This window comes from Bilifractor sp. LCP19S3_H10 (assembly GCF_052119185.1).
In the GTDB taxonomy this organism is placed as follows: domain Bacteria; phylum Bacillota; class Clostridia; order Lachnospirales; family Lachnospiraceae; genus Bilifractor.
Genome location: NZ_JBQKFT010000012.1, coordinates 31,948 through 48,752 on the forward strand (window position 1 = coordinate 31,948; position 16,805 = coordinate 48,752).

Annotated in this window: 12 protein-coding genes and 1 riboswitch; all 12 genes read left to right on the top strand. The window is 52.0% G+C overall.

The window, feature by feature from the left end:
* The first annotated feature begins 421 nt into the window (after nt 1–421).
* A complete protein-coding gene (locus ACTQZS_RS10160; protein ID WP_441475705.1) occupies nt 422–1,969 on the top strand; it encodes a carbon starvation CstA family protein in 1,548 nt (515 codons plus the stop codon).
* 228 nt (nt 1,970–2,197) lie between these two features.
* Nucleotides 2,198–3,127, top strand: coding sequence for an AAA family ATPase (locus ACTQZS_RS10165; protein WP_441475706.1), 930 nt, complete (start codon nt 2,198–2,200; stop codon nt 3,125–3,127).
* A 136-nt stretch (nt 3,128–3,263) separates the two neighbouring features.
* Nucleotides 3,264–5,012, top strand: a complete 1,749-nt coding sequence (locus ACTQZS_RS10170; RefSeq protein ID WP_441475707.1) for a hypothetical protein — start codon at nt 3,264–3,266, stop codon at nt 5,010–5,012.
* A gap of 204 nt (nt 5,013–5,216) precedes the next feature.
* On the top strand, nt 5,217–5,870 hold the full coding sequence (locus ACTQZS_RS10175) for a cupin domain-containing protein (protein WP_441475708.1): 654 nt from the start codon (nt 5,217–5,219) through the stop codon (nt 5,868–5,870).
* Nucleotides 5,871–5,935: 65 nt separating this feature from the next.
* Entirely contained in the window at nt 5,936–7,744 is a 1,809-nt protein-coding gene (locus ACTQZS_RS10180) for a DUF438 domain-containing protein (RefSeq protein WP_441475709.1), read from the top strand.
* 84 nt (nt 7,745–7,828) lie between these two features.
* Nucleotides 7,829–7,930, top strand: a riboswitch (TPP riboswitch).
* Between the two features lie 92 nt (nt 7,931–8,022).
* Nucleotides 8,023–8,715, top strand: a complete 693-nt coding sequence (locus ACTQZS_RS10185; protein WP_441475710.1) for an energy-coupled thiamine transporter ThiT — start codon at nt 8,023–8,025, stop codon at nt 8,713–8,715.
* 164 nt (nt 8,716–8,879) lie between these two features.
* Complete coding sequence (locus ACTQZS_RS10190) at nt 8,880–9,200, top strand: DMT family transporter (RefSeq protein ID WP_441099433.1); 321 nt, start codon at nt 8,880–8,882, stop codon at nt 9,198–9,200.
* 321 nt (nt 9,201–9,521) lie between these two features.
* Entirely contained in the window at nt 9,522–9,986 is a 465-nt protein-coding gene (tnpA, locus tag ACTQZS_RS10195) for an IS200/IS605 family transposase (RefSeq protein WP_441475711.1), read from the top strand.
* Between the two features lie 659 nt (nt 9,987–10,645).
* Nucleotides 10,646–11,707 carry a TDT family transporter gene (locus ACTQZS_RS10200; RefSeq protein WP_441475712.1) on the top strand — a complete coding sequence of 354 codons (1,062 nt, stop codon included), beginning with the start codon at nt 10,646–10,648 and terminating at the stop codon, nt 11,705–11,707.
* On the top strand, nt 11,679–13,865 hold the full coding sequence (gene cooS, locus ACTQZS_RS10205; RefSeq protein ID WP_441475713.1) for an anaerobic carbon-monoxide dehydrogenase catalytic subunit: 2,187 nt from the start codon (nt 11,679–11,681) through the stop codon (nt 13,863–13,865). The genes ACTQZS_RS10200 and cooS overlap by 29 nt, the downstream gene beginning before the upstream one ends.
* A gap of 424 nt (nt 13,866–14,289) precedes the next feature.
* The gene (locus tag ACTQZS_RS10210; protein WP_441475714.1) at nt 14,290–14,907 is read left to right on the top strand and encodes an anthranilate synthase component II; all 618 of its coding nucleotides are present in this window, start codon (nt 14,290–14,292) and stop codon (nt 14,905–14,907) included.
* 28 nt (nt 14,908–14,935) lie between these two features.
* Complete coding sequence (gene pabB / locus ACTQZS_RS10215) at nt 14,936–16,600, top strand: aminodeoxychorismate synthase component I (RefSeq protein ID WP_441475715.1); 1,665 nt, start codon at nt 14,936–14,938, stop codon at nt 16,598–16,600.
* The last annotated feature ends 205 nt before the right edge of the window (nt 16,601–16,805 follow it).

Consider the following 16,805-nt stretch of genomic DNA (forward strand, 5'->3'; position numbering starts at 1 on the left):
AGTTTGTGGATCAGCGGATATTACTGAGAGGATGGTTTTCTGACCGGCGGGATCGCCGGTGCGGTACAGCGATATAGGTAAATATAAGGATATATGCATTGTGCAGCCCCGGGGACGATTGTGTGTTATGAATCGTTTTCGGGGCTGATTGCGTGCAAATTATTGCAGAGAAAAACGTTTTCGAAACAAAATAATTTTTTTAGTGACGAGAACGACGATAAAAATTTCGGAGTTTTCGTGAATTCTGCCATCAAGACCAAAAAATCAGCAGAAATAACCTGTTTCAGACAAAAAATTATCGAAAATAAATAAACTATAAAAAATTGATTATTTTTTGATGAAAAGCAGGTATAATAAAAAATAATTATATATCCCACGGCGTTAAGGATCAGCGGACCGTGGGAGGAAAAGGAGATACGCTATGATCACATTTATCATTGGTCTCGTAATCCTTTTCGTAGGTGGTGCGCTCTACGGAAAGCTTTGCGAGACAGTCTTCGGTCCGGATGACCGTGAGACACCGGCTTACGCAAAACAGGACGGTGTAGATTACGTTCCAATGAAGACCTGGAGAAATTCTTTAATTAACCTTCTGAATATCGCCGGAACCGGCCCGATTCTGGGACCGATTCAGGGTATTCTGTTCGGACCGATTGCCTTTCTGGCGATCCCGATCGGAAACGTCATCGGCGGTTCGATGCACGATTATTTTTCCGGTATGATCTGCACCCGTGATGGCGGTACCCAGATGCCGGATTTTGTGAAGAACTACACAAATAAGGCTGTGTTCTGGCTGTATGATGTATTCATCTGCCTGCTGCTGCTTCTGGTCGGCGCGGTATTCATCTACACGCCGGGCGACATCGCCACAACACAGATTTTCGGATGGAGCGGCGCTCCGACCGATCCGACAACCTGGATTGTGTATGCGATAATCTTTGTTTACTATCTGATTGCCACGGTATTCCCGATCGATAAAATTATCGGACGGATTTACCCGATTTTCGGTATGATTCTGGTATTTTCTGCAGTTGGTATCTTCATTGCGATTTTCGCGAGAAGCTATCCGCTGACAGAGCTGTGGGGCAGCTGGAATACAGCGGTGAACGGCGCGGGATTTGATTATGCTTCTTACTTCAGTGCCGGTCATTTCATCCCGATCTTCTTCGTTACGGTTGCCTGCGGTATTCTGTCCGGATTCCATTCGACACAGACCGCATTGATCTCCCGTACCATTGAGAGCGAGAAGGAAGGCCGCATGACCTTCTACAACATGATGGTTGTAGAGGGATTCATCGCGATGTGCTGGGCAGCCGGCGCAATGGCTATGATCAACCTCGGCGCGGCAAACGGCGGCGTTACCATGCAGCAGGTTGATGGCGTTTGGTCATTCTTCGGAATGGTCAACGGCGAGCTTACAAAGATCAGCGCGACCTCAGTGGTAGGTGTGCTCTGCAAGAATGCCCTTGGTCCGGTAGGCGGAATCATCGCTCTGATCGGAGTTATTGTACTTCCGATCACTTCCGGCGATACCGCTCTGCGTGCTCTGCGTCTGACTCTTTCTGATACCTTCCATCTGAAACAGGACAGCAACGCAAAGCGTATCGGACTGGCAATTCCGGTATTTGCTCTGGTTGCAGTCATCCTTGTATGGGCAAAGTTCGATGCGAACGGCTTCAACATTCTTTGGAGATATTTCGCATGGTCCAACCAGATGATATCTCTGTTTGCACTTGCCGGCATCGGCGCGTGGATGTGTGTCAACAAAAAAGCAAAGTTCGTGTGGATGCCTCTGATTCCGGCGGCGTTCTATGCATTCGTTACATCCTCGTTCATTCTGAACGCAAAGATCGGCTTCCATCTTCCGTGGCCGGCGGCATACGGAGTTGCGGCGGCATTTACAATTGTTTATCTTGTTGTTATTCTAATGAATGGCAAAAAGAAAGCTGGCGAGAGAGCAGCAGCATAAACTGGAATACGGGCTGTTCCGGATGGACGGAATGGGCGAATCTGCAAGCTGCTGTGTGTGACAACTGAATATGACAGGAGGGGGACAGCCATCAGCCATCTGTGCGGGCTGTCTCCTTTTTGATATAATAATGCGGTGGTATTCATGCGGCGGCAGTGGATTTCCGTGTGCCTTGAAGGCCGTGCATGGACAGCGAACTGGAATAGGAAAAGAAGGAGCGTTAATCAGATGGGTGATACGGAAATGATCAGTTTTTTGAAAAAGGAGGGGATTTCGGACCGGATACTTTCGGAGGTCGAATCCTTCCGTTCTTACTATAAGCTGAATCCGGGAATGGAACGGAGGATACCGGATCCGATGTACCATTACTACGGAGCGGATGTGTGGGAAAAGGCACTGTCCGCGCTGCTGGTCGGCGAGCATCTGCTTCTGTCCGGTCCGAAGGCTACCGGAAAAAACGTTCTGGCGCAGGATCTGGCCGCGGTTTTCGGGAGACCGGAGTGGGATATTTCTCTTTATATCAATACAGATGCCGCTTCGCTGATTGGAACGGATACGTTTGAGAACGGCGCGGTTCGCCTGCGGAAGGGACCGATTCTGCGGGTGGCAGAGGAGGGCGGTTTCGGCGTTCTTGATGAGATCAATATGGCGAAAAATGAATCGCTGGCTGTTCTTCACGCCGTTCTGGATTTCCGCCGGGTCATCGATGTTCCCGGATACGACCGCATCTGCCTGAATGAGGCTTCACGGTTTATCGGGACGATGAACTACGGGTACGCCGGAACCCGTGAGGTCAATGAGGCACTCGCCTCGCGGTTCCTGATCATTCAGATGCCTGTCATCAGCGAAGAAAATCTGAAAAAGCTGATTCGCGACAAGTACCCGGATATCCGGGAGGAGTACGCGGAGCAGTTTTCGCAGCTGTTCCATGACATTCGCAGAAAGTGTGAGGGAGGCGAGATTTCCACGAAGGCGCTGGATCTGCGCGGGCTGATGGCATCGATCAATCTGATCCGCCACGGCCTCGGCGTCATCGACGCCATTGAGCTGGGAATCGTCAACAAATGCTTTGATGACTATGAGCGGCAGCTCGTCAAGGATATGATTACCGTGCGTTTCCCGGGAGATCTCGGGAGAGATAAAATCTTTTGCGATTGAGTACAGCTGCCTGCGCAGCGGGCAGCGTGTGTCGGAATTTGACGGGAACGGATCTTCAGGCAGCTTGTGTTGGAATTTGACGGGAAGAGATCTGCAGGCGGCTTGTTCCGTCTGTCAGATTATATGAGGAAAGGGTATGGAAATCTCGGAATTTGAAAAGAAACGCGCCGCGAATCTGATCTGGAACGGAGCGGAGAATTATAGTATTGAGCCCGGATTCCGTGTCTTCGACAGAGAGGGGCACGCCGATCTGTACTGGAACAGTATCGTCGGCGCAGTACATAAGCACTATGACTGGGAGAAGCTGGAGAGATTCTACAACACCTTTCACGAGAAGATTGACCAGACGGCTTATGAGAGCCTTTTCTGGATCGCGATGGAGAATTGTACCTTCGAGAAGGAAAAGGATGTGAGGCCTGTTTTTCCTTATCTGAGACGGGAGTACGCAAAGCGTCAGCTGAAATCGCTGGAGGGGAGCTTCGCGCTGGAGGACTCTGCAGGGCAGAGAGTGCTGGCTGTGATGCACGGGCACTTCCGGAGAGTCCTGGGCGAGAATGAGGGACTTCCGGATGTCGTAGATGTGAAGCTTCTGAATGACATCGAGGTGAGCGGGGACCTGGATACGGATCAGGTGATCGACAGGATTGCCGACACTCTGGAGACGTACTTTACATACCGGCGGCCGGGATCGACGAAGCCGGTGCCGAAGAGCAGTGTAAATCCGTTTTCTTTGTTTTTCCTGCGGAGAAAACAGAGGAGAGAGGCCGGGAGTATGGGCCCGATCCGCCGGCTCGCCTTCGGATACGGCGAGCATCTGTCGGAATACGGGAGCGAGGTTCTGGACCAGAGCCGTCTGAGCGTTGCTTTTGCGAAGTATTCTGCACAGACCGACGAGGGTTTAAAGGAGTATATCACAAATTATTTCGGGAAACCTCTCTATGATCAGAAGACCGTGCGCCGTCTGGAGAAGGAGTACTGCACGGGAAATCATACGGATGTTCATCTTCATTTCACGGACGGCGCGTATGACGATGAGATGCTGAAGAGCGGTTTTGCGGGAAAAATGCGGAAGCAGGCGGTGGAGCAGGCGAAGGAAAATGAGGAGGCATTTCAGGAGAATGTCGCGAAATACCGCATGGAAATTCTCCGCCTGACGAATCGGATCCGGAATTCCATGCTGATGCACATGGACAATCAGGTGGTGAAGTCGAATTCGGGGAGACTCGATGCGTCTTTGATCTGGCGCGGGCTTGAGCTGGATGACGACCGTATATTCCGGAAGGTACTTCCCGGGGACAGCGGCAATCTTTCGGTCGATATCCTGCTTGACGCGTCTACCTCGCAGGTACACCGGCAGCCGGTTGTCGCGGCGCAGGGCTATATGATCGCGGAGAGTCTTACGCGATGCGGAATCCCGGTCAGAGTGTATTCGTTTTGCTCGATGAATGGATATACCGTTGTAAACCTGTTCCGTGATTACCATGAAGTGAAGAAGAACCGGAACATCTTCCGGTATTTTACGACGGGGGCCAACCGGGATGGTCTGGCGATCCGTCTCGCCGCGGGAATGATCGAAAAAAATGATGCCGATCACCGGCTGCTGATTGTCCTGTCTGACGGGAAGCCGAACGACGCCATCAAGGTGCGGACTTCGTCCGGTTCATATAAGGATTATGCTGGCACAACCGGTGTGGAGGATACCGCCGCGGAGGTGCATCGGGCAAGGATGCAGGGCATTACCGTTCTGTGCGTTTTTACCGGCGATGAAAAAAGTCTTCCGGCAGTGCAGCGTATCTACGGCAGGCATTTCGCGAGGATCCGGAAGCTTGATCTTTTCGCGGATACGGTGGGAAATATGCTGCAGACTTGTCTGAGGAATCTGTGAAGGTGAATCCGGTTTTATAGCACAGGTATCTGATACCTTTCAGAAAAATAATTGCCGTCTTATATCCCCGTAGCTAATGCAACAGGGATATAAGTCGGCATATGTTTTGGTAAAGAGAAAAATGTTTGATCCGTATCCTGGGATACGGATTTTTTTGATTCCTTTGTGTATGCTCGTGTTGTATCGGAAAGGATGGTGAAGAAAATGAAAGAAAAAGTTGGAGACGTTTTTTCTATTGCAAAAGATAACAATCCGGTTCCGGGATGCACCATCTCAAGGGAAGTGTACAGCGGTACCAATTCCATCACGTATTTTTCATTGGCAGCCGGCACAGATATCAGTGCTGAAATTTATTCCAGCTATAAGCTGATTCTGGTGGCGGATGGAAGCATGGAAGTATATGGAAGAGAAGGATTTATCAGGGAACTGAATGCCGGCGGGGCTATCGTGACTCTGACAGATACCCCGATGGGAATGCGCACGCAGAAGGGCGTGGTTTACACGGAGATTTTAATTCAGAAGGAGGATATTATGAACAATACAATTAAGGCGGGTGAGGTATTTCAGCTGGCAGAGGTGGTTCCTTATCAGGCGGGCAGGATTGTGAATATGGATGTTGTCCACAACGATAAAATGAAATTTGTAGTGATGTCGTTTGATAAGGGAACGGGTCTTTCCGAGCACGCGGCTCCGGGAGAAGCGATTGTTTTTGCGCTGGACGGAGAGGGAATCATCGGATATGAGGGAAAAGAGCACAAAATCAAAGCCGGCGAGAACTTTCATTTTGCTAAGGGAGGACGTCATTTTGTGAAGGCCTCGGAAAAGTTCAAGATGGCATTGCTGCTGACACTTGACTGACCGACGTTTACTGACAACTGAGTCTGAACTTGTACATATATATGAGTATTGGAGTAAGCAGAGATATGGCAAAGAAGATTGACTTTAACAAATCTGTGTATGAACTGGTGCAGGAGTACCCGGAGCTGAGAGACATCCTTTCCGGCGTCGGATTCCGGGAGATCACGAAAAAGGGAATGCTCGGTTCTGTCGGAAGAGTCATGACGATTCCGAAGGGCGCGAAGATGAAAAATATCTCGATGATGGATGTGGTCATGGCACTCATGACGCACGGCTTTGAGATCGAGGGAGAAATGCCGGAGCTGAAAATGCCCTGGGAGGAAGCAAAGGACGCACAGGCAGCCGGTGACAGCGTGAGCCGGGCGGCGGCGCAGGCAGAAGGCGGCAGTGTGAGCCGGGTGGCGGCACAGGCAGATGGCGACAGTGTGAGCCGGGAGGCGGCGCAGACAGAAGGCGGCATGACTGAGGAGCGCAACGAACTTCTCAAGAGCTACCTGAGAAGACTCGGCAGCGGTGAGGACCTTGAAGCGGTAAGAGCCGATTTTGTGAAAAATTTCCGTGATGTTGATGCCTCCGAAATCATGAGAGCAGAGCAGGATCTTCTGAAATCCGGGACTCCTCTTGAGGAGGTGCAGAAGCTCTGCGATGTACATTCCGCGCTTTTCCACGGTGCGACAAGAGAAGAGAAGATCGCCAATGCGGAAAAGGCGGTAGAGGATTCTCTTATGAAGAAGAGCGGAGACTCCTCTGTTGCAGCAGGGAAGACCGGAGATTCCTCTGTTGTAGCAGGGAAGGCCGGAGATTCCTCTGTTGCAGCAGGGGCGACAGGAGGTTCCTCTGCTGCAGAGAAGAAGAGAGCCGGTGCTTCTGCCGCTGAGCAGAGGACAGCAGACTTCTCTCGTATAGCGGAGATGACCTCAACGGCAGCTGCAGATCCGGGCGACCGCAAAGAGCTGGCGGCTTCGCTCGCATCGGTTCCGGGCCATCCGCTGAATCTTTTTGAGAGGGAGAATCAGGCAATCGAGACGCTTCTTCTCCGTGCGCGTGAGGCTGTCGCCGGAAAGAGTGCGGACGACGGGCTTATGTCACAGCTTCGCGAGATTGCAGTTCACTACGCGAAGAAAGGAGATCTGCTCTATCCGCATCTGAAGGTGCGTTATGATATCTCCGGCCCGTCAGATGTCATGTGGACCGTGGATGATGAGATCCGCGACGAGATCAGTGCGCTTTCAAAGGATGAAGATCACGACGACGACTGGTACGGCCGGCTGTCGGCGGTGCTTGACCGGGCGGAGGAAATGATTTACAAAGAAAATAATATTCTCTTCCCGATCTGCGCGGTGAATTTCACGGCGGAAGACTGGTATTCGGTGTACCGGGACTCCGGAGATTATACGGAGATCCTCGGTCAGTCCTTTACGGACTGGGAAGAAGCGGAGCAGGCTCTGAACGCAGAGAAAAAGGCAGAAAAGCCTGGCCTCTCCCAGGGCGAGGTTGTGATGCCGGGCGGACATATGACGGTTCCGCAGCTTACAGCACTGCTGAACACCATACCGATGGAGATCAGTTTTATTGATGCGGACAACATCAACCGCTACTTCAATGAGGGACCGAAGGTCTTCAAGCGCGCGGGAATGGCCATTGACCGGGAGGTCTTTTCCTGCCATCCGCCAAAGGTAGAGCCCATGGTCCGCAGTATTCTGGACAGCTTCCGGGACGGAAGCAGGGACAGTGTACCGGTATGGATGGAGAAAAACGGAAGGACCATGCTGGTGAACTATCTTGCCGTAAGAGACCGGAAGGGCAATTATCTTGGGGCTGCGGAGTTGGTGCAGGATATGGAATTCGCGAAGGAGCACTTCGCGGGTCACTGAATCAGCGGGGAAATGAGCGGTCACTGAATCAGCAGGAAAATGAATTGACGGTTTTGCTTTATCTGCTATACTGTAAATACAAAGAAAAACTGCTGGGGGAGCGGAAGCTGAGAGTGCCGTGCATGCGGCTGACCCTGATGACCTGATCCGGTTAATGCCGGCGTAGGGAAGCTGAGTCTGAATGCAGGCTGTGTGATCAAAGAAATGAATGTTTCTGAGAGTTCCGTATTTTTGAAAAGTGAAATCCTCCCGCAGACAACTGTGAGGAGGATTATATTATGTCTGTATTTGCTACTCTTGGAAGTGACGGAGTATATCAGCTGACGCAGGTCGGCTACATTGCAGTAATTGCCGTGATCATTCTGGCACTGCTTCTGGTCTGCCTGATCCGGAAACCGGACCAGAAGGGTGTGCTCGGCACAAGAAAGCTTGTATTCTCGGCGATGGCAATCGCGCTTGCGACGGTCGCATCCATGATCAAGCTGTTTCATCTGCCGATGGGCGGCAGCATAACCTTCTTTTCCATGCTGCTGATATCGCTTGTGGGATATTGGTACGGCCTTGGGACAGGGCTGTTTGCAGGTCTTGCCTACGGTCTTCTCCAGCTGATCATCGATCCCTATATTATTTCTCTGCCGCAAATGCTGGTGGATTATGTGTTTGCGTTTACGGTTCTCGGACTCTCCGGTGTGTTTTCCGGGGCGAAACACGGACTGATCAAAGGCTATCTGCTTGGAGTTGTCGGCAGGTATTTCTTCGCGGTTCTTTCAGGCTACATTTTCTTTGGAAGCTATGGCAATGAATACGGAATGTCGGCGATCGGATACTCCCTTGCCTACAATGCGATCTACATCTTCGTGGAGTGCGGACTTACCATTGTGCTGCTTCTCATACCGGCCGTGAATAAGGCGATGATAAGGGTCAGAGGGATGGCGCTTGCGGGAGGTAATTCGAGACAGAGCGTGGCATAAGGCACGGGCGAGGCACTGAGACGGCGCGTGTGCGGGAATTTCCGGACGGTCGCAGTATGAGACGCTGAAGGCCGGAATGTCCGTGGATGATGCAGCGCAGGAATTCCCGGTCGGTCGCAGTATGAGACAGCATCCGTGTAAGTGAACATGCAGGAGGAATCAAAATGACTGTTTTTCTGCTGACAGTACTGATCGCTTCGGAGGTGGCGGCAACGTCGCTCCTGAAGTATACGCATCACTTTACCCGGCCGTTACCGTCAATTATCTGTATCGCGTGTTATTGTGTGTGCTACTACACCTTTTCTCACGTCATGGATCGTATGAACGTGGGCGTCGCCTACGCAATCTGGTGCGGAGTGGGACTGATCGCCACAAATGTCATCGGCTATCTGCTGTTCCGGCAGAAGCTGACCGGTGTCGGCGTCTTTGGAATCGTGCTGATTATCATCGGGTGTGTGATTGTAAACGTCTGGGGAACCAGATAGTGGGATACGGCAGATATGGAATACTGCAGATATAAAATATGGCAGATATAGAATACTGAAAATATATAATACTGAAAATATATAATACGATACGGAAGATATGTAGAAGAAGGCCGCTGCGCAAACTGTTGCGTGGCGGCCTTCCTTGTTATGGGCTTTAGCCTGTTGAGCTCGAGCGAGTATTTCCCAACGGAAATATGAGCCGAGCGAAATAAAAAACCACCCGCTATGCGGGTGAGAGTCAAATGGTTATACAATTGAGATCAACTCTTTCTATAATAGAGGTGTCCAAGCCACTATTTAAAAGAAAGAGGTGATCTCATGGCGAACCAGGCGAATAGCCTTGCGCATACCAAATGGCTGTGCAAGTACCATATCGTGTTCACACCAAAGTATAGGCGAAAAATCATTTACAATCAATACAAGCAAGACCTTGCAGAGATACTTCATCAATTATGTACATATAAAGGTGTCACAATTATCGAAGGTCATCTGATGCCAGATCATGTACATATGCTGGTTAGCATACCACCTAAGATCAGTGTGGCGTCATTTATGGGATATTTGAAGGGGAAAAGTGCCCTTATGATGTTTGACAGGCACGCAAATTTAAAATACAAGTTTGGAAACAGACATTTTTGGTCAGAAGGATATTATGTCAGTACAGTAGGGTTAAATGAAGCTACCATCAGAAAATATATCCAAGACCAGGAGCGGGCGGATATCATACAGGACAAGCTCAGCGTAAAGGAATACGAAGACCCTTTTAAGGGTCAGGGTAAGTAATACGGATGCCCCTTGAGGGGCAGCGACGAGTAAAAAGCAATGTGGCTTGAACGGAGCTGCGGGAAGTGATCAAAGAAACTTCCCGTAGCCATAAAGTGAAAGCCAGCGCCTTGAGACGCTGGCCTAGCAACACGGGCTTATAGCCCGGACCGAACCACCCGTTTCACGGGTGGCGGCGATTCGCTTGAAGATTCTGAACATATGGCCAGGTATCGCATCAGCTCCTCAAAAACGCAGACAGGATCGTTACACGCGAAGCGTGTGTAAGAGACTGGCCGTGATTTACGCGAATAGTGAGCCGCAGCCGAATGCGAAGTATTCGTGTGCGGCGAGCGTCGCGATAGCGAGATAAAACTCGCGCAGCGTGTTTTATCTCGTTTCGAAGGCAGCAGGAATGAGCAACGCGAATGAGCTTTCTTTTTCGTTGACATTGCCGGAATGTTCCTGTATAATTCAAAATCATATTTAGTTGATAGGAAATATAATAAATACAGAAGCGTAATGCAAAAACGTGGTTGAGAGCCGGTATTATGAGGAACTGCGGCAGTGGAAGTGGTGTTATGAGGAACTGTGGATGTGGGCTGGCATTAGGAGAAGCTCCGGCTGTGGTTTCGTAACATAATGAGCGGCAGGTGTATTTTTTCTGGAGGAAGGGACGCATGAAGAGCATGATCAGGAGAGTGCCGGTTCCGATAGCAGGAGTGATGCTTGCTTTTGCGGCATTTGGGAATTTTCTGAAGAGCTATTCGAATCTTGTGTGGGTTCTCATGGAGTTGGTATCCGTGGCGCTTCTGGTGCTGCTGGTTCTGAAGGCTCTTCTGTATCCGGAAGATTTGCGCCGGGATATGAAGAATCCTGCCATAGCCGGCGCTGCGGGGACTTTTTCCATGGGACTGATGTTCCTCGCAGTCAGTCTGAAGAGTGTCAGCGTTCCGGCTGGTGTGCCAGTCTGGTGGGCGGCGCTGGTGCTTCACGCGTTGCTGATCGTGTGGTTTACAGCGTCCTTTGTGCGTTATTTTCAGCTGAAAAACGTATACATGACCTGGTTTCTGGTCTATGTGGGCATTGTGGCGGCTGCGGCGACGAGCCCTGCTTTCGGGATGCAGGCGCTCGGCAGAGTGCTGACGGTTTACGGTCTGGCAGCGACGTCGGTACTGATGATCCTGATGGCGGTACGCTATCGTAAGCTCCCTGCGGAGAAGCCGCTTGCGCCTCTGACGGCGATCTGTGCGGCGCCGTTCAGCCTGTGTCTGGTGGGATATCATCAGTCCTTTGAGACAAAGGATCCTGCTGTATTTCTGGTGATCTTTCTGTTCTCCAGCGTCTTCTATGTGCTCGGACTGGTGCAGGTATCCCGATACATCGGGGGAACATTTTATCCGTCATTTTCGGGATTTACGTTTCCGTTCATCAATACCGCAATCGGAACCCGGCTGACATGGAACGCGCTTCGTGCGGGGGACTGGGGGAAAAACCTTTCCGGATTTGTGCCGGGACGGGGAAATGATATTGTGTCTGTATTTTTGGTACTGGCAGATGTAGAATGTATAATTGCCGGGATTTTGCTGGGTATTGTTTTTTTCAGGTATGTTGTGTTTTTGTCCGGAAAAGAACAGATTGCAGCTGCCGGCACAGGCAGATTGCGGCAGCCGATGATGCCGCAGGAGGAAAAAAGAGGAGGATATCAGAAGCATGCTCGAACACATTCACACACATCGTAATCTGATTGGGTTTGATGAAAATGGAATCCCGGTCGTGATTCAGAAAGCATCCGCGCATGATCCGGAAAAAATAGACGCGGAGTACCGCGCAGTAGAGGAAGGAAGAGATCCGGAATCTGTGCATGACGGAAAAGAAAAGATTCATGCAGACGAGGGAACGGGAATGGGGCACCATTCTGCGGAGGGCGCGGCATGTGTCGACACAGAGGAAGATGAGAACGCGTTTATCCGGGACTATATGAATGCCGTAACCGCATACCGCAAGACCTTCCCGTCCAAGCAGGATCAGATTGACAAGACACCGGACCCGGCAATCCGTGAGATGCTTCTGCGCTCGGAGCAGCTGGGTATTGACACAACTTTCGACCGGTTCGATAAACAGCAGCCGCAGTGTAATTTTGGTATGGCCGGCATCTGCTGCAAGATCTGCAATATGGGACCGTGCCGTATCACGCAGAAGGCGAAGAAGGGTGTCTGCGGGGCGGACGCCGATCTGATTGTCGCGCGGAATCTTCTGCGTGCGGCAGCTGCCGGAGCCGCGCAGCACGGCATGCATGCGAGAGAGCTGATGCTTGAGCTGATGTGGGCCGCAGAGGGCAAGCTGGATGTGCCGCTCCTGGGTGAGCAGAAGATTCTGACCACGGCGAAGGGCTTCGGAATTCCGACAGAGGGCCGTGAGGTGAAGGATGTCGCATACGATCTGGCAAAGGCTCTGCTGGACGATCTTTCCAGCCCGGATCCGGCTCACGTATACAAGACAGCGGAGGTCTGTGCTCCGCCTGAGCGCGTAAAGCTCTGGAAGGATCTGGATATCATGCCGATCAGCGCCTATCATGAGGTTTTTGAAGCGTACCACAAGACGGCGGTGGGAACTGACGGAGACTGGAGAAGCACGATGGAGCATTTCCTGCGCTGCGGACTCGCCTTCTGTTTCACCGGTGTGGCGGGAGCGTCGATCGCGACCGATTCTCTGTTCGGTATCGGCGACCGTGTGACCTCGAAGGTGAATATCGGAGCACTGGAGAAAGGGTACGTGAACATTGCGGTTCACGGTCATCTGCCGCTTCTGGTAAAGGAAATTGTGAAATGCGGCCAGACAGAGGAAATGATTAACCTTGCGAAGGAAAAGGGTGCGAAGGGAATCCGTTTCTACGGAATCTGCTGCAGCGGACTTTCCGCGATGTACCGCTATGACGGCGTTATTCCGCTGTCCAACGCGGTTTCCGCGGAGCTGGTTCTGATGACCGGAGCGCTGGATCTCTGGGTGGCGGATGTTCAGGATGTGTTCCCGGCGATCATGGATGTCGCAAAATGTTACCGCACGACGGTTGTGACGACGAGTGCTTCCGCGCATCTGCCCGGTGCCGAGAGAATGGAGTTCGACCGTCATCATTCCAACATCGGTGAGGCGAAGGAGCTGGCGCGGAAGATCGTCCTGCGCGGAATCGAGAGTTTCGAGGACAGGAAGGGTATTCCGGTCTACATTCCGCCGTATGAAGTCACCGCGGAAGTCGGTTTTTCTGCCGAATATCTGAGCCGCCGTTTCGGAGGCTTCGGTCCGATCGCGGAGGCGCTGAAGGACGGACGGATTCTCGGAATCGTCAACATGGTCGGCTGCAATAACCCGAAGGTGCCGTATGAACGGTGCATCGCGGATGTGGCGAAGGTGCTGATTGAGAATAATGTAATCATCCTCACGAACGGATGCGCGTCGTATCCGCTGATGAAGCTCGGCTACTGCGCGAAGGACGCAAACAGGCTTGCGGGAGAAAAACTCCGCGGTTTCCTTGAGCCGGATCTTCCGCCGGTGTGGCATGTGGGAGAGTGTATCGACAACACGAGATCGAGTGCCATCATGGCAGGCATTGCGGGTGCGCTCGGCCAGAAACTGCCGGATATGCCGTATGCGTTCACTTCTCCTGAGTGGAGCAATGAAAAGGGAATCGATGCGGCTCTGGCCTTCCGTCTTCTGGGAATTTCCTCTTACCATTGTGTTGAGGCGCAGATCTTCGGTTCGAAGAATGTAATTGAGTTCCTGAAGCAGGGAACCGAGGAAACACTCGGATCTCACATGGTGGTAAATGTGGACCCGGTCAAGCTCGGTGAGCAGATTGTCGCGGATATGAAGGAGAAGAGAAAAAAGCTGGGCTGGGACTAAGTAAAAACTAAGGCCTTGGCTGCATGGTAAAGATATGGTACTATTTTTATAAAAACTGACTGGTGTGCCTTGGGCGTTATCTCAGCTTAAGAATACTGCCGGAACAGAATGCGGAGTGTCATTATGATGCTCCCGTTCTGCTCCGGTTTTTTTTACGCGAACAGTGAGCCGCAGCCGAATGCGAAGTATTCGTGTGCGGCGAGCGTCGCGATAGCGAGATAAAACTCGCGCAGCGTGTTTTATCTCGTTGTGTATAAGTCCAGTCGCAATGTTCTTGGCCCACGGGGAGCTTGCTCAGCAGTGGGCAAGAACATTAGCGACGACAACAGGTATGAGCACGAAGTGACGCGCAAGCGGCACGAAAGTGCTCATGCCTGTTAGCGGCACGAAAGCTGCGAAGCGCACAGTATTTGAGGGGGACAAAATGCTTGCAATGATTGATAACTTTGATTCCTACACGTACAACCTGGTGAGTTATTTCCGGGAGCTCGGGGAGGCGGTGACGGTGATCCGGAGAGACCGGATTTCCCCGGATCGCATCGGGAGGATGAAGGATCTGGAGGGAATTGTCATTTCGCCGGGACCGGGATCTCCTTCCGAAGAGGACCCTTCGGTGGCGGTGATCCGGACATTTCAGGACAGAGTGCCGATACTCGGAGTCTGCCTCGGGCATCAGATCATCGGATCTACTTATGGAGCAGAGATCCGGCGCGGGAGAGCACCGATGCATGGCAAGGTTCTTCCTGCATACAATAACGGGACGGGATTGTTTTCGGGTCTGCCGGGTGAATTTGCGGTGACGCGTTATCATTCACTGATTGTGTCCGGAGAAAATCTCCCGCCAGTGCTTGCGGTTGACGCGGTGGACGGGGAAGGAATAATTATGGCAATGCATCACAAATACTGCCCGGTGTACGGTGTTCAGTTTCACCCTGAGGCGGTTCTCACGGCATACGGTTATGAGCTGCTGGAAAATTTTCTTAAGATTTGCAGAAACTACAGATTTGCAGAAACTGCAGAATGGGCAGGAGATAAAAGGTGACGGACTTGAAAGTGAGCGGGAGAAAGCAATGAGACGGATAATAACGGAAGAGTGGAGTGGAGAAGGGCTGACGCTGGAACGGCTTGCGGATGTCATCCGGAGGGATGGCATCAGCGGATCGGACTGGGCATTTCTGGATTCCTCGCTGAAAGGACCGGACGGAAGATATTCGATTCTTGGCCTGTATCCCTATCTTGAGGCGGAGGAAAGAGAAGGGGAGCTGTTCGTGAATGGAGAGAGGCGGACGGGCGATCTTCTGGCTTTCCTGAAGGATTATATCGAGAATAACCGGGATAGACAGAACAGGGAATCCGGGACCGGCGGGGAGCGGAAGACTACCGGCTGCGGAACAAGTGGTGAGCAAAAGGAAGCCGGCTGCGAAAGAGGCGGGGAGCGGAAGCTTGCAGGCTGTGAATCCGGCAGTGAGCGGAAGAAGGATGAGAGCGGAACCGATTCGAAGCGGCGGGATAGCGGACCGGTCATGACCGCAGGTGCTATCGGCTGGTTAAGTTATGATTACGGAAGGAAAAGGGCGGAGATACCGGGACGGCATGAAAACGATGATTTTTCCGTTGACGGAGGTCTGCCCGACGGGAGATTTGTCTTTTATGATCTGTATCTGGTTGAAGATCTTCTGGAGAACAGAATCTGGATCTGCACCGGGGAAAATCTGGCCGGAATTGGTGATTATCGGGAGAAAGTCCGGATGTGGGCCGGGGAAACAGCGTGCGTTTGTGCGGAGAACGTTACGAATGACAAACGGATTGTGCGGAATGATCCGGACAGGATGGAGGAGAGGGAAAAAGCGGTCATATCCGGTGATTCGGAAAGGGCGGATGCCGGAGAAGGTACCGGAGAAGTGATTTTTTCCTCTGATTACGGAGAAGAGGATTACGAAGAGACAATCCGTAGGCTGATCGAGTATATGAGGGCAGGAGATATCTACGTCATGAATATGACCCGCAGGATTACAGCGGAACACATCGGGGATCCGTATCAGATGTTCCGGTATCTGCGGAAGTATAATCCGTCGCCGTTCGGCGCATTCCTGTCCTTCGGAGAGTATGAGATTGTGTGCGCCTCCCCGGAGCGCTTCCTGCGGGTTCGGGATGGAGCCGTGGAGACCAGTCCGATCAAGGGAACGCGAAAAAGAGGGGATACGCCTGAGGAGGATCAGAGACTGAGGCAGGAGCTTGCGGAGTCGGAGAAGGACAAAAGTGAGCTGCTGATGATCGTGGATCTGGAGCGGAATGACCTGAACCGGGTGTGTGTGCCGGGATCCGTGAAGGTGCCGCGCATGTATTACATCGAAAGCTTCGCAACGGTGCATCATCTTATCTCGGATGTAACGGGGAGGCTGAGACCGGATTGCAGCGCGGTGGATCTGCTCGATGCGGCTTTTCCGGGCGGGTCAATCACAGGCGCACCGAAGCGTCGTGCGATGGAAATCATCGATGAACAGGAGAACAGCAGCAGGGGACTGTATACAGGAGTCATCGGCTATCTGGGATTGGACGGGAACTGTGATTTTAATATCGTGATCCGGACGGCGGTCTGTCGAAATGGCTGCTGCAGCATCGGAGTCGGCGGGGGAATTACCGTGGATTCGGATCCGGAATTCGAATATGAGGAGACAAATCAGAAAGCGGCGGCACTGCTCGAGGCGATTCGTGCGGTAAACCACATGCTGTAAACAGCGCCACAGACTGTATAAGTCCCCGCGTCACTTCGCTGCTTCGCAGCTTCCGTGCCGCTAACAGGTGACCGACTTCGTCGGTCTGTCGCGGCGTTCGCCCCACCGCTTCACACTTTGTGTGAGCGGATGTGGCTCACTGCCCGCGCATATGAGCATTCCCGCGTTGCTTCGCACCGCTCCATGCTCATACCTGTTGTCGTCG